5 protein-coding genes and 3 pseudogenes are annotated in these 14,310 nt (G+C 67.7%); 6 read left to right on the forward strand and 2 right to left on the reverse strand.

Translation table 11 applies throughout. The annotated features are described in order from the left end of the window. The first annotated feature begins 223 nt into the window (after nt 1-223). From IZR01_RS15160 to IZR01_RS54235, 3 genes are all read left to right on the forward strand, one after another. A complete protein-coding gene (locus IZR01_RS15160) occupies nt 224-3,481 on the forward strand; it encodes a glycosyl hydrolase family 18 protein (protein ID WP_194924227.1) in 3,258 nt (1,085 codons plus the stop codon). Between the two features lie 1,528 nt (nt 3,482-5,009). Then, nucleotides 5,010-5,810, forward strand: a complete 801-nt coding sequence (locus tag IZR01_RS15165) for a site-specific integrase (protein ID WP_194924228.1) — start codon at nt 5,010-5,012, stop codon at nt 5,808-5,810. A gap of 368 nt (nt 5,811-6,178) precedes the next feature. Continuing rightward, complete coding sequence (locus IZR01_RS54235) at nt 6,179-6,949, forward strand: hypothetical protein (protein WP_369125485.1); 771 nt, start codon at nt 6,179-6,181, stop codon at nt 6,947-6,949. A 15-nt stretch (nt 6,950-6,964) separates the two neighbouring features. Here the strand turns inward: IZR01_RS54235 and IZR01_RS15170 are convergent. Next, nucleotides 6,965-9,466: pseudogene (locus IZR01_RS15170) on the reverse strand (ATP-binding protein); the annotation flags it as partial. Between the two features lie 659 nt (nt 9,467-10,125). On the opposite strand from IZR01_RS15170, the gene IZR01_RS15175 reads away from it, so the two are divergent. From IZR01_RS15175 to IZR01_RS54880, 3 genes and pseudogenes are all read left to right on the forward strand, one after another. Continuing rightward, on the forward strand, nt 10,126-11,724 hold the full coding sequence (locus tag IZR01_RS15175) for a hypothetical protein (RefSeq protein ID WP_194924230.1): 1,599 nt from the start codon (nt 10,126-10,128) through the stop codon (nt 11,722-11,724). Between the two features lie 12 nt (nt 11,725-11,736). Further along, on the forward strand, nt 11,737-13,014 hold the full coding sequence (locus IZR01_RS15180) for a S53 family peptidase (RefSeq protein WP_194924231.1): 1,278 nt from the start codon (nt 11,737-11,739) through the stop codon (nt 13,012-13,014). A 458-nt stretch (nt 13,015-13,472) separates the two neighbouring features. Then, a pseudogene (locus IZR01_RS54880) lies at nt 13,473-13,764 on the forward strand (tyrosine-type recombinase/integrase); the annotation flags it as partial. A 308-nt stretch (nt 13,765-14,072) separates the two neighbouring features. Here IZR01_RS54880 and IZR01_RS50535 read toward each other — a convergent pair. Continuing rightward, nucleotides 14,073-14,310: pseudogene (locus IZR01_RS50535) on the reverse strand (hypothetical protein); the annotation flags it as partial.

A 14,310-nucleotide genomic window follows, 5' to 3' on the forward strand; every position in this document is an offset into this window, starting at 1 on the left:
TTCACCTACGAAATCCATACGGTCGTTTGCTTGGCGGCTGAACCAAGAGCTGTGGACAGAAGTAACACGATCTGCTCACGCCATCCGCCGAACCGATCACTGCCAGGCTCCGTGTCGGAGATAGCGGTCCGCTTCGTACGCATGCTGATATGCCAGGCGCGCCTGGCATGCATGGCATATCAGCGTAAAGGTCATTACATACAATTACAGATAGGAGATTCTCGTGCTCGTCTCGATGAGACGGCGGCGGGGACGCCCCGGCATCCTGCTCCTGGTGGGGGCGATGGTGGCGAGTGTGCTCACGGCGCTGGGCGCCGCGCCGGCGCACGCCCTGGTTCAAGATCGCCCGGCCTGGACCTGGAACATGCAGGGCGCCACGGCCGACGGCCAGAACAAGTGGAACACGGTAGTGGGTCCCATCCTCAACCCGAATCAGGGTGGTGGTCAGCCGCCGGTCGTGGCTCTGCAGGAAGTGGGTTCCGGGCCGCCGACGGCAGCGCCGGGCACCGTCAATGTTCAGATATCGGGGAACCAGCTGACCCCCCTGCCCGCGGGCATCTTCAACGACGTGCCGGATATTCCGGCCGCCCGGACGGTGATCCACAGCCAGTGGCGGTCCGGCGGGGTCAACCACGACGTCTACTACCTGCAGACCGACGCGAACAACGGCGCGTGGACCGGTGGCCGGGTCAACCTGGCGATCGTCACGCCGGGGGCGGCCAACGGGGTGGCGATCATCCCGTCGCCCGGAGGGATCAACACCGGCGGCGCGTTGCGCCCGGCTCTGGGCGTGCTCATCGGGACCACCTGGTACTTCAGCGTCCACGCCGCATCGGGGGGTGGAACCAACGCGCCGGGCCTGCTGGCGAACATCAACGCGTTCGTCTCCGCCCGCAACGCCGGCAACCCCCTCGGGGAAGAGGGCCTGGTCCTCGGCGACTTCAACCGCGAGCCCGGAACCCTTCCCGCAGTGACCACCCAGCAGATCGTCGCGCCCACCATGCCCACGCAACGCCAGGGCAGCGTGCTCGACTACGGGGTCATCGTCGACCCGGACCGCATCTTCCCGGCCGGCCTCACCGCCACCCTTCCTATCCCCACCCAGGCCTCCGATCACCAGCCCGTGCGGATCCAGCTGACCTCGACGCCCACGCAGGGTCCCTCGGCGGTCCCGTTGTACCCCACCGCGCGCGTCATCGAGAACGTGCAGGCCGGCGGCGTGGTCGACGCCTTCAACCAGGGCACCGCGAACGGCACCCTGATCGACAGCTTCGCGCGCAACGGGCAGAGCAACCAGGCCTGGACCGTGCTGGGCTACCCCGACGGGTCACTGCAATTCCAGGGTGTCGGCAGCAACCGGTGCATCGACATCACCAACAGCACCTCCAGCCCGGGCTCTGGAAGAGCGCTGTCGCTGTTCGACTGCACGAGCCAGTTCAGCCAGCGCTGGCTGCCGGTCTACCAGGGCAACGGCGAGTTCCAATTCCAGAGCGTGCTGGTGCCCTTGCTGTGCATGAACGTCTCCGGAGGCCAGAGCGTCCCCACCACCGCCAGCGGGCTCATCCTCTTCGCCTGCGCGAACGTCCCCAACGAGCGGTTCTTCTTCGGCCCGGCCACCCCGGCCACCGCGACCGATCCGAACGTGGACCCGGTGTCCTATCTGCAAAGCGTCGGCCAGTTCACCATGGAGAACCTGTTCAACGGCGGGGTGATGGACGTGCAGGGCAACGCCACCGCGAACAACACCCTGGTCGACTCCTACTCGCGCAACGGACTGGCCAACCAGGCCTGGACGGCGATCCCGAACGGCGCCAACGGGACCGTGAGCCTCAAGAGCGTTTCCAGCGGACGGTGTGTGGACATCCACAACAGCACCGTCGCCACCCTGGGCAGTGAACTGGTCATCTTCGACTGCTCGGGCCAGGCGAGCCAGCAGTTCTTCCCCATAGCGCTGAGCGACGGACAGTGGGAGTTCCAGAGCGCCAGCACGCTGCCCGCGGTCAGCGGCGCGTGCATCGTCACCGCGAACGCCACCAGCGGCAACCCGCGCTCCGGCAACGAGTCGGTCAACGCCTGCAACAACGCCGGCAGGCAGTTGTTCACCCTGACCCCGTACGACCCCACCGGCACCCCCACGCGGCCGACCGATCCGGACTTCAGCCATTCCCAGGAACTGATCGCCGTGCCCAACGCCGCGGTGCCCGCGCAGCGGGTGGGCTACTACACCAGCTGGTCGACCTACGCCAACGCCTTCTACCCGAAGAACCTGGACACCGAGGGCATCGCCGGCAAGCTCACGGTCCTGAACTACGCGTTCGAGAACATCGACCCGGTCAACCTGACCTGCCTGGAGGCGAACAAGGCCTCGTCCAGCGTCGAGACCGACACGACCGGCAACGACGGCTCCTCGGACGCCTACGCCGACTATCAGAAGGAGTACACCTCCGCCACCAGCGTCGACGGCACCGCCGACACCTTCTCCCAGCCGCTGCGCGGCAACTTCAACCAGCTCAAGGAACTGAAGGCCAAGTACCCGAACCTGAAGATCCTGCTGACGATCGGGGGCTGGACCTACTCGAAGTACTTCTCCGACGTGGCCGCGACCGACGCCTCCCGCAAGAAGTTCGTCGCCTCCTGCATCAACATGTACATCAAGGGCAACCTGCCCACAGGGGTGAGCAACGACCCGGCAGGCGGGGTCGGCGACGCGGCCGGGATCTTCAACGGGTTCGACATCGACTGGGAGTTCCCCGGCAGTAGCGACGGCCACCTCGGCAACCATGTCTCGGCCCAGGACGGCGCGAACTACACCGCGCTGCTGAATGAGTTCCGCAGCGAACTCAACGCGCTCGGCGGCCAGCACTACCTGCTCACCGCGGCCCTGCCCGCCGGCCCCACCGAGATCGCCAACCTGAACATCCCCAGCCTCGCCGGAGCGCTGGACCTGGGCGACGTGGAGGCCTACGACTTCCACGGCGCCTTCGAAACCACCGGACCGACCAACTCCCAATCCCTGCTCTACGACGCACCCGACAGCCCCGCCTTCGGCACCAAGTTCACCGCCAACGACTCAGTCAGCGCCTACATCAGCGGCGGCTTCCCCTCGACCAAACTCACCCTGGGCGTGCCGTTCTACGGACGCGGCTGGACCGGGGTGCCGGCCGGAAGCCAAAACGGCCTCTACCAAACGGTCACCGGCCCCACCGCAGCGTTCCCGCTCTCCGTGGCACCGGGGGTCGCCGACTACAAGGAACTGGAGTCGGCAGGCAAGCTCACCAGCGGCAACCTGTTCTACGACAGCGCCTCCGAGAGCACCTGGGTCTACGACGGCACCAACTTCTGGAGCATCGAAACCCCCCTCACCCTGGCCCTCAAACGCCAGTACATCCAACAGGCCAACCTCGGCGGGATCATGATGTACTCCCTCGAAGCCGACGACCCCACCACCACCCTCACCAACGCCGCCACCGGCATGAACTAACCCAACCCGCCAACCCTGGCGCGCCACCCCCGGGACCGCGCGCCAGGACTGTGAAACCAACGGCGGACCTGATACACCCCGCCCCCGGTAAGGAGTCGTTTCCGAACGCCGGTGCCCGGCCGAGCCCGACTCGGCCGGGCACCGGCACCCCATCGCACCGACCACGTCCTCGCGGCATCCCAGGCGGCGTTCGCTCCTCATGGCATCCAGCTCCGCGCGTCGCACTACGATCCGCTCAGTGGCCTCGGAATCCGCGTATATCAGAGCATAGGGGGTGCAATCGGCATCGCGGGCGTTGCATCTACGCGCTCCGTCCGGTCGTCACGTCGTGTTCATTGCTCGGCGGTCAACGGGCGTCGGCACCGGGACGCCCGGAGTGGATCATTTCGGTGACGGCCGATGTCCAGCTCGCACGGCACTGGCCAGGTTCCAGGTCGAACGCCTGCTCGCTACCTTGCTCGCCCGGGACTTCGCCGAGACCCCTGCGCTGATGGCAATATGTGCAACCACACACCAGTCCCCGGTCATACAAGAACCCTGGCACGCCTGCACAGCGGCGGTCGTTGCCAGACCCTACGATGCGCCACCCGGGACACGCAGTACGACTGTTGAGCTACCGGGACGATGTGGCGTGACGGGCATCAAGGTCGATCACCGCGGGCACACGGACGACGCTATGGCGCGGCTGCTCTCTGCGGATGGTCCCGGGCTGCTGTGCGTTGACCAGAATGTAGATCTTCTGTGATGTCGGAGACCAGCGGGGATACGGGCTCTACCCGGACGGTCAGGGGGCCCTGGCGGCCGACCGCGTCCCGGGCGAACGCCGAACTCTCGCGCACCACCGCCCAAGTCTTCCGCCCACTTGCCGCCGAGGACCGGCAAGCTGCACATCGCCTGTAACGGTGGAGCGAACTCAGAACACATAGTTACGTCGGTCAACAGACCGGCGGCCTCAATGAAGGGTTGACCACGATGTCAGCAAAAGTCTTCGCCCGCACCATGGTGCTCGCCGCCGCTGTCGCGGGGGCAGCCGCACTCGCCGCCCCGACGCAGGCGACAGTCACGGGATCGGGCAGTTTGCAGTCGTCTGGCGGCGGCTCGAAATCGTGAACTGCCCGCCGATGTTCGTCGCACCACAGTGACCGACTCGGTAATGCACCGCTGAGCACCAAGCTGAACACCGACTGAACACCCGCGGCGCGGGGTAGCCGTAGTCCACGTCGAGGGTCTCGCCGTTCAGCCGTAGCGCGAGCAGGTCAGCGAGTCGCGGCCGCATCTGGGTCGGATCCCGCTGGCCCGGCTGCACATCAGGCATGTCACGGCGGTGATGGCCGCAATCGAACGGCAGACCGCAGCGGACGCGGCGGCGAACGCCGTGCGGCGGGACCTTACGGCGGCGAAGTAGGCGGCCTGGCACCAGGGCGACATAGACGCCTGGGAGGAACTGCGGGATCGGCTGGATGCGGCGGCACTGTACCGTGCGCCGGTCACGCGGTCACGCGGTCACGCGCACGCGGATCCGGCCACGTTGAGCTCGGCGCTGTCAGCGGCCCAAGCCCGGCAGCTGATCACGATCAACGTGGCCGCGCTGGCGGACCTTTCGTCCGGGCAGGCTCCGAAGGCGCTGGTGTGGACTGACGCGCGGGTGGAACGCTGCCGGGCGACGGGGGAGCGGCAGTCGCCGGTAATGGTGTGGCCGCCGGAGCAGACGAGGGTGTTCCTGGACAGGGCGAGCCGGCATGAGCTGGCGGCGGTGTTCTGGCTGTTGGCGTTCACCAGGCTGCGCCGGGGCGAGGCGGTCGGGCTGGGCTGGGATGACATCGACCTGGCGGCGGCGTTCTTGGCGGTGTCCGGCAGGTGGTGCAGATCGGCTGGGCGACCGCGACCGCCCCGAGGAGCGAATCGTCCGTGCGGAACGTCGGCACTGCCGCGTCTCTGGTCGGCAAGCTGGTCGAGCACCGGGCACGGCAGGACGCCACCCGGGCCGCGGCAGACGACGGGTGGTTCGATACGGATCTGGTGTTCGCTCGGCCAGACGGGACCGGCATCCACCCCGGACGTCGTCAGTCGCCAGCTCAAACAGCTGGTCCGGGAGTCCGGGCTGCCGCCGATCCAGCTTCATGGCCTTCGCCGTGGCGCGGCCTCGATTGCGCTGGCCGGCGGCGTGGATCTGAAGGCGGTGTCCGAGATGCTCGGGCATTCCTCGACCAAGGTCACCGCCGACATCTACACGTCGGTGTTCTTCAGCCTGAAGCTCCTGGCGGCCGACGCGATCGGCAACGCGTTGACCCGACCAGATGCACTGGAACCGGTCGCGAAGGCGGCGTAGGCTGAACGTGACGGAGCAGGAGAGACAGGCCGCGTAGACTGAGACGCCGAGCTGGAGTCGATGAACCAGCGGATTGAAGTCCGCGGGCATGGGCCGGACCAGCGGATGGGAATCTGCGGAGCGGGCCTGCGGGGCAGGGTCGTGAGACTCGGCGGCTGTACCGATCTTGTACTGGCCCTGGACCAATCCTGGACAACGTGGCTGACGGCTGTCAGGATGTCTAGGCCTCTTAAAGATCCAAAAAGCAAAAGCCCCAGCTCACGCTAGGTGAACTAGGGTCCGCTACCGGTGCGCCGCCAGAGACTTGAACCCCGGACCCGCGGATTATGCGGCCTCTGATTTCATCCCCCGGCGCTCATCGACGTTGTGTGACGAACACCAACGAACAGCCCGGGGACGCCGTCTGTCAGGTCTACTCCTGCCGCCTGCCGCTGTCCACGAGATGCGTCAACTACGTCGCCGATCTGCTGCGCAAGCATCTCAAAGCGATCGGATCGCGGTGGCGGTCCCGCACGGCGGGCCAGATCGCGGTGTTGGTACTGGCCGTGCCGCGCCACGACCAGCGCGCCGCCGACCTGGCCGGCGGCAACCAGGTCTCCGCCGCCACCATCCGCCGCTGGACCGATGAGGTGATCGCCCTGCTCGCGGCCAAAGCCCCGCGCCTGGACCGCGCGCTGAAACGAATCACCCGAGCCGGCGGGGAAGCCGTGCTGCTGGACGGCACCCTGATCCGCACCCGCCGCCGTTCCGGGAAAGCCAACCGCAAGAACTACAGCCTCAAGCACAGATCACACGGCCTGCTGTTCCTCGCCCTCACCGACGAAGCCGGCAACCTGATCTGGATGGTGCGATCCCCATCATTTCTCGCCCGTTGCCTCGGCCGCCATCGGTGCTTGAACGGCCACCGTATCGATCTACGAGGGCTTGTTCAGATGCGCTTGGACATGTGCGGCTTCGGTCTTCAGGCCGAGTTGCTGGAACATGTCGAGGGCTTGTTTGAGGTGCGTGCTGCTGTCCCCGATTCTTCCGAGGTGCTGGTAGCACTGTCCGATGCCGGCGTGGGCGGCGGCTTCGACGGCGGTCATGGTGGTTTGGCGGGCCAGGTGCAGGACGTCGTGGTAGAGCTGCAGGGCGCGTAAGTGGTCGCCGGTTGCGGCGACGGTCCCGGCGTAGAGGTCCAGCGCCCAGGCTTCGTTTCCGCGGGCGCCGATACGGCGGAAGATCTCAAGGGCGTTTTGGAGATCCGGGAGCCCGTCTTCGGGGTTGCCGGCGAGCCGTTTGAAGTATCCGAGGTTGCCCAGTGCGTTGGCTTGGCCGTTAGGGTCGGCGAGGCCGCGGAAGAGTTCGAGTGCTTGTTGCGCCGCGTCGATGGCGGCGTCGTGGTCGCCGGCGTGTGCGTAGGCCTGTCCGAGCCCGAGGAATGCTCTGGCTTGGCCGATCCGGTTGCCGGCTCGGCGGTGCAGGTGCAGGGCTTGTTGTTGGTAGCCGGTGGCGGTGGGGTAGTCGCCGGTGGTTTCGCGGACCACACCGAGGTTGGACAGGGCGGTGGCTTGCCCCTCCTGATCGCCGAGTGCCTCATAGCCGGCGAGGGCGATGTTGAGGTCGTGTTCGGCTGCTGGGTAGTCGCCGTTGAGCCGGTGCACGGTTCCCCGTTGGGTGAGGGCGTTGGCCAATCCGAGGTGCTCGTTCAGCTGCCCGTACCGCTCGATCGCGTGGTGAAGGTGCTGTTCTGCCGTGGCGCGCTCGCCGGTGAACGCGCTGATCTGGGCCAGCAGGGTCAATGCATTGGCGTGTCCGAGGGACGCGTCGGCCTGCTCACAATGGTGCAGAGCGGTTTCTAGGTCGGTGGCCGCGCCGGTGAAGTCTCCCGTCAACGCTCGCAGGTAGGCCAGGTCGGTCAGCGTGGTACCCAGGACGGCGGGCAGCGGCAGCTGTTCGGCCAGGTTGGCGGCTGTGGTGTGCACTCTGATCGCTTCGTCCCAGGGGCCGTCGGCCGCCAGCAGGGTCGCCATCGCGCCCGCGAGCCGTACGGCCCGCAGCCAATCGTGGGTGGCGGCGTGGCTGAAGGCGGCCAACAGGTTGGAGCGTTCGGTACGCAGCCACGTCCGGGCGGAAGTCCGGTCGGTCAGCGCGGGAGCGAGCTTTGGCGCGGGTCCCTTGACCGGGAGCCGAGGAATCGAGGTCACGAGAGCCTGCGCGCACCAGGCGGTGTGCTGGTAGTAGTCCAGCAAGCGGGCCGCGGCGGGGCCTTGTTCGTCAGGTGCCTGCCGGACTGCCAGCGTCCGGGCGAAGGCGCGTACAAGGTCGTGCAGGCGGTAGCGGCCGGCCTGGTGTTGCAGCAGCAGGTTGTGATCGAGCAGTGATTCCAGCAGATGCTCGGCAGTACGCACGTCGCCCAGGTCGGCCAGATTCGCTGCGGCGTAGGAGTCGATGTCGTCGCCGGGAAGAAGGCCGAGCAGGCGGAACAGGCGCTGCTCGGCGTCGGGCAGCCGGGCGTAGGAGGTGGCGAAGACCGCGGTCACGTCGCGATCGGTGTCGCGCAGGTGGACGAGCCGGTCGGTCGCGTCACGCAGCTGCGTGATCAGATCCTGGACGCGCAGGGCCGGTCGGTGCCGCAGTCGCGCTCCGGCGATCCGCAGCGCCAACGGCAGCCGTCCGCACAGCTCCACCAGTTCGGCGACGGGGTCCGTCTCGTCGGTGCCGATCCGGTGCGGCCCGGCTACCTGACGCAGCAACGTTGCGGCCGGCTCGGCGTCGAGCACCTCCAGGGTCAGGGTGTGCGCGTCGTCCAACCCGGCCAGGCGGGTCCGGGACGTGATCAGCACCAGGCATCCGGCCTCACCCGGCAGCAGCGGCCGAATCTGGGCGGCATCGGCGGCGTTGTCGAGCAGGATCAGCGTGCGGGTACCGGCCATCCGGGACCGGTACAAGGCGGCACGCGCCTCCACATCAGGCGGGATCGCCTGCGCCGGCACACCCAATGACCGCAGCAGCGTCTCCAGGGCGTCGGCTGCGGACCTCGGCTCCCACCCGGCCGAGTGAGCATGCAGATCCACGAACAGCTGGCCGTCGCCATAGCGGTCCTTCAGCTGATGCGCGGCGTGGATCGCCAACGCGCTCTTGCCGATCCCGGCCATCCCGTCCACTGCGGCGATCACCAGCCAGCCCGCGGAATCCGACGCGGTGGCCACCGCCATCAACTCTGCCATCTCGCGCGAACGGCCGGCGAACAACCGTGTCGCGGCCGGCAACTGAAACCGCGCGCCACCGGCATACGTGCCCGTCGAGTCGTCACTGTCGTTGCCGGGGCCGGACGCCGCACCGACGGCTGTGGGGCTTTGATCCTGTGCCATCTGCTCGACACCGAGCGCCCCGGAGATGCGACGCATCGTGTTCGGATGCGGTCGCCGGGTCCGGCCGCGCTCGATCTCACTGATCGCGCGCACGCTCACCCCCGCGCGCGTCGCCAACTCCTCGATGGACAGGCCCTTGCCCCTGCGGAGGGCGCGGAGGTCACCGCCCAAAGACTCCGCCGTCATCGTCGTCCCTCCGCCCGCGGCGCACCCGACGCGATCAGCCCAACGGCGGAAACTGCCTGGTATTCCGCCGGAAAGCATCATCCGACTCATCATGGTCGGCGGCAAGTGCGTGTACATAGGGTGACAGCGGGCGAACCACAGGTGTTCCGCTGACCAACGGCGGAACTGGACGGCACCAAGAAATGCCGGCAGGCAGCTGGGTCTTGATAGGTCGGCGTGTCCCGCCACACGCGGCAGCCGACGGAACGCTCGGGCATTCCCTGTGCGGTTCACACGCTTTCAGGAGGTCTTGCTAGTGAGAGCACTGCCATCAACGTCGATCCGACGACTCCGAAGGAGTGGCCGCGGTAAGGCTTGCCTCGCGCTGGCCTGCGCGGCCGGAGTCGTGCTGGCCTCCGTGGCCGGCAGCGCGCCGGCCTACGCGACGCCGTCGGCGAGCGCCTCGCCGCCGCCTGGAGTACCGCTCCCGGGCGCGGTTCCGACTTCGAGCATCACCCTGCCGGGCGGTGACCGTGTCGTCCTTCAGGGGGCGAGCGGAAGCCAGGCGTACGACGTGGTCGGGCGCGACAGCCGGACCGTGCCGTTCCTGAGGTTCGATCCGGGCAACGGACATGACTACGTCATCCCGGCCTCCGCGCTGTCCAACGTCGCGTCGCTCGACACCGCGCAGTACGACGTGCCGCAGCTGTCCCATTCCGCAGCACCGGCATCACCCCCCCACGACGCAGGCGCCACACAGTTATCCGCTGCACATCGTCCAAATCAATGCGAAGGACTTGACCTCGGCGCCGGCGCAGCACGCCCTGAGCTTCGTGTTGAACGTCGACTCGAGGGCGAAGTTCGCCGCGGTGATCCCGGACCTCGGCGGGGTGTCCCGAGTGGCCGTGCCGGTGGGGAACTACGCGATCTACACCGGGTTCGCCGAATATGACACGAGCGGGAATCCCACCGGCGTGCGCCTGGTGCTGCAGGACAACCTGGTGATACCGAACTCCAGTGGCGTCTCGATGGTCACCGCCGACGAGCGCGCCGCCACCGCCCAGGTCTCGGCGGCCACGCCGAGACCTGCGAAGTCGGACAACGTGACGCTGAATGTGATCCGCACCGACGCCGCCGGCAACGTGGTCCCGATCCAGGCCGTCGCGTCAGGGAACGTCTTCGTCTCCTCGCAGGGCGCGCCGAGGATCGGGAAGCTCGGCTCCCAGGTGGCGTGGGACGGGGAGAGTCCGGCGGGTACCGGCTTGCCGTACCGCTATGACCTCATCTTCCCGCAGGCCGCCAATGTCCCCACGAACGAGACGTTCCCGGTGCCGGCGAGCGGGTTGGCCTCGCTCCACTACACGTTCGACACCGACGCGTCCAACACCGCCCACACGGGCCTGTACGAGATAGGCATGCGCAGCGGCCAGCTCGGAGGCATGTTCGCGTTCTATCCGGTGACAGTGCCCGAGAGTCTCACCGACTACGTCACCGCACCTCTGCCCACCGGTTTCTCGTGGCTCCAGAGTTACTTCGCGGAGCTGGGCAAGGCGCCGGACGAGGGGTTCGCGGGCCTGCAGGCAGGCAACGTTCCGAGCTTCGCCAGCGGGCAGCAGGTGTGGCGTACGTGGGGGCACGGACCGCTGGGCCCGCAAGTCGGCCAGTTCAGCGGCCCGAATTTCTGTTACTCCTGCGTGGCCGGCACGACGATGGGCATCGCCTTCAACGGCGACTTCACTGACAGCGAACCTGAGACCCCGGGCTATTACGAAGTCCCCTTCGGCTACCTCAACCCGACCGTCGAGAACTTCGTGGTCTATCGGGACGGCCAGCAGATCGACGCTGAGCCCGGCATAGGCGCATGGTTGGACAACGTCCCGCAGCAGACCGACACCTACCGCGCGGTGCTCGATGTGGACGCGAGCGGGATCAGCTCGGTGTCACAGGCCACGAAGACCCACACGGACCTGACGTTCGTCTACCACCCGGCCGGCGACCCGCATTCGACGCTGCCTCCGGGTGACTTCTGCGACGAGGCGGGCGGCGATCCCGCCTCGTGCCAGATCCTCCCGATGCTGAACCTGAGCTACCAGCTGAACACTGATGGGAGCAACACCAGCCACGCCGTGTCGGTTCTGAATCTGACAGTGGGTCACGAGAGCTACGACGGGCAGGGCTCGCAGGCCCAGGCCGCCTCGGCGAAGGTCGAGGTCTCCTTCGACGGCGGCGCCACCTGGAAGCCGGCCGCCACCATCCCCACCGTCCAGAACCACTACCTGGCCATCTGGCCCGACACCGGGGCCAAGGGGAGCATGCCGTCGCTGCGGGTCACCGCGACCGACTCGATCGGCGGCTCCATCACCCAGACCATCGCCAACGCCTACACCATCGGCTGACGGGAAGTAATCATGAGGCTGATAACCAGATCCCGTTTCCGCCTCGGGGCTGCCGCGGCAGGCGTGGCGGCCCTGACGGCGACCGCCTCGATGGCGGCCCTGTCCACCACGGCTTACGCGGGACCGGCCGGATCCGGGCACACCGTCTCGCCCACCGCGTCGCCCACGGTCCGAGATGTGTGCGGTGCGGCGCAGGCCGGGTACGACCGCTGTCTGGCCGAGGTCCGCACGGACGTGCACGAGGGTTTGGGTGTGCGGGGGAAGGCGGCCGCAGCCGTCACCGGCCACGCGGCGGCGTTGCCGGCCGGCTTCGGTCCAGCCGACCTGCAGGCGGCCTACAAGCTGCCGGGCACCGGGGGCGCGAGCCAGACTGTGGCGATCGTCGATGCCGGAGACGACGCGACTGCCGAGGCAGATCTCGCGGTCTACCGCTCCACCTACGGCTTGCCCGCGTGCACCACCGCGAACGGCTGCTTCAAGAAGGTGAACCAGACCGGCGCCTCCGCACCGCTGCCGGCGGATCAGGGCTGGGGCATCGAGATGGCGCTGGATGTGGACATGGTGTCTGCGGCCTGTCCGCAGTGCCACATCCTGCTGGTGGAGGGCGACGACGCCCACTCGAGCAACCTGGCCGCCTCCGTCGACACCGCGGTGAAGCTCGGGGCGACCGAGGTGTCCAACAGCTACGGCGCCACTGAGGGCAATGGCATCCAGGCATTCGCCGGGGACTATGCCCACCTGGGAGTGGCGATCTTCGCCTCCTCCGGCGACAGCGGCTACGGCCTCGGCATCCCGAATGTCCCGGCCGCCTACAGCTCGGTGATCGCGGTCGGCGGCACCTCGCTGACCAAGGACTCCAGCGCGCGCGGCTGGAGCGAGAAGGCGTGGGGCGGGGCCGGCAGCGGCTGCTCGGCCTGGATCGACAAGCCGGCGTGGCAGACCGACCCGGACTGCCCGGGTCGCATGCTGACCGACGTCTCGGCGGACGCCGATCCGAGCACCGGCCCCGCGGTCTACGATTCCGATCCCAACGACGGCGCCCCCGGCTGGACCGTCGTCGGCGGCACCAGCGTCTCCTCCCCGTTCCTGGCCGGCGTGGTCGGCCAGGCCGGCAACCCGGCGAAGTTCCCGAACGCCTCGGCGTTCTACGCGCCGTCGGCCGCCGCCGGTCTGAACGATGTGGTGGGAGGGGCCAACGGATCCTGTGGCGGGGATTACCTATGCACCGCCGTCGTCGGGTACGACGGCCCGACCGGCATGGGATCGCCGAACGGTCTGTCAGTCTTCTGACAGGTCGGCGGTGCGATACAGCCTCAGGCTCTGTGGACGACGTCCACGGAGCCTGAGGTGCTACGAACGAAGCATCGCCTTGGACATCTGCCACAGACGCGGCGCATCCTCCTCGTCCAACGCGTGGGCCACACGCCGTGCCTGGCAGTCCGGCTCGGCGCAACGGAACGCGGTGCCATACAACTGCTTAGCGGTCGCGTCAGTCGGCCACGCGTGCTCGATCGATTTCGAGGGCGGGATCGGTGGTTACCTCGGCCTCGTTGCAGTCCTCGAATTAGCGGGCTGAAACACCTTGGACCAAAGGCTCCGCAGCAGGGGTCGGCGTCTGCTCTCGGTGGTTGCGTCAGGCGCTGCGGCCGGGTGTTCTGCGTACAGCGGCGGACCCGGCCGCCGAGGTGGTGATCGACCTTGCCGCGTCACCGCCCGACCGTGGAATACCGCAGCGCGGACGACCGCTTCTGGTCAAGGAGGCGGACCTGTCGCCGATCCGGCTTCATGATCTGAGGCACGGTGCGGCCAGTGGCCTTGGCGGCTGGGGTGGATGCGAAGGTGGTTTCCGAGATGCTCGGGCACTCTACGACCACGCTCACCCGGGACACCTACACCGCCGTGTTCGACGAGCTGAAGCATGCCGCTGCGGCGGCGATCGATGCCGCCATCAATGGCGCCCGCCCCGGCGCAAGGGCGCCGGGGCGGGCGCACAGGCTGTGTGAGCCGCCTGGTCGCCGACAGTTCGGAGGTTTCGCATAATCGGTGTCCCAATTGGCGTGGTGGGAAATGGCGGGGCAGTCGGCTTGGCGGCCCGACTAGCTCTTTGCACAGGTCGCGTCAGGTGTTTGGGGTGACTCCCTGGACCACACCCTGGACCATCGATCAGGGGCGGGCAGCAGGACCGGCGATTCTGTGGGCCGAAAATCCACTGCACCGGACTCGGCAGTCAGAGCCCATACACGCTGAGCCGGAACGCAGTCGTGTCCTTTCCGGTTGAACATTGCCAGTCGCCAGGCTTCTGACCTGGCGATGGCAAAGTAGATCCGGTCGGCGTGGCAGGGTTTTGTTCAGACTAACCTTGCCGTTTCGGCCGGATCGGGCTTGAACCGCTTTGCGGTGCGCTGGCTGTTCCAGATGCTGCCGTCGAAGTTGTCCATGGCGGTGGACCACTCGCGGATGAGGACGGGTTGACGGTGCGGTGGCGGAGGATCACGTTGCCGGGGCGGCGTTTGCGGCGGAACCAGATGATGGCCTTCTCCTGGCGGATGACGGCGTGTCCGTCGCGCCGGGTCAGCTGGCTGGGTT

It is taken from the genome of Catenulispora pinisilvae, assembly GCF_015356865.1.
Taxonomy (GTDB): domain Bacteria; phylum Actinomycetota; class Actinomycetes; order Streptomycetales; family Catenulisporaceae; genus Catenulispora; species Catenulispora pinisilvae.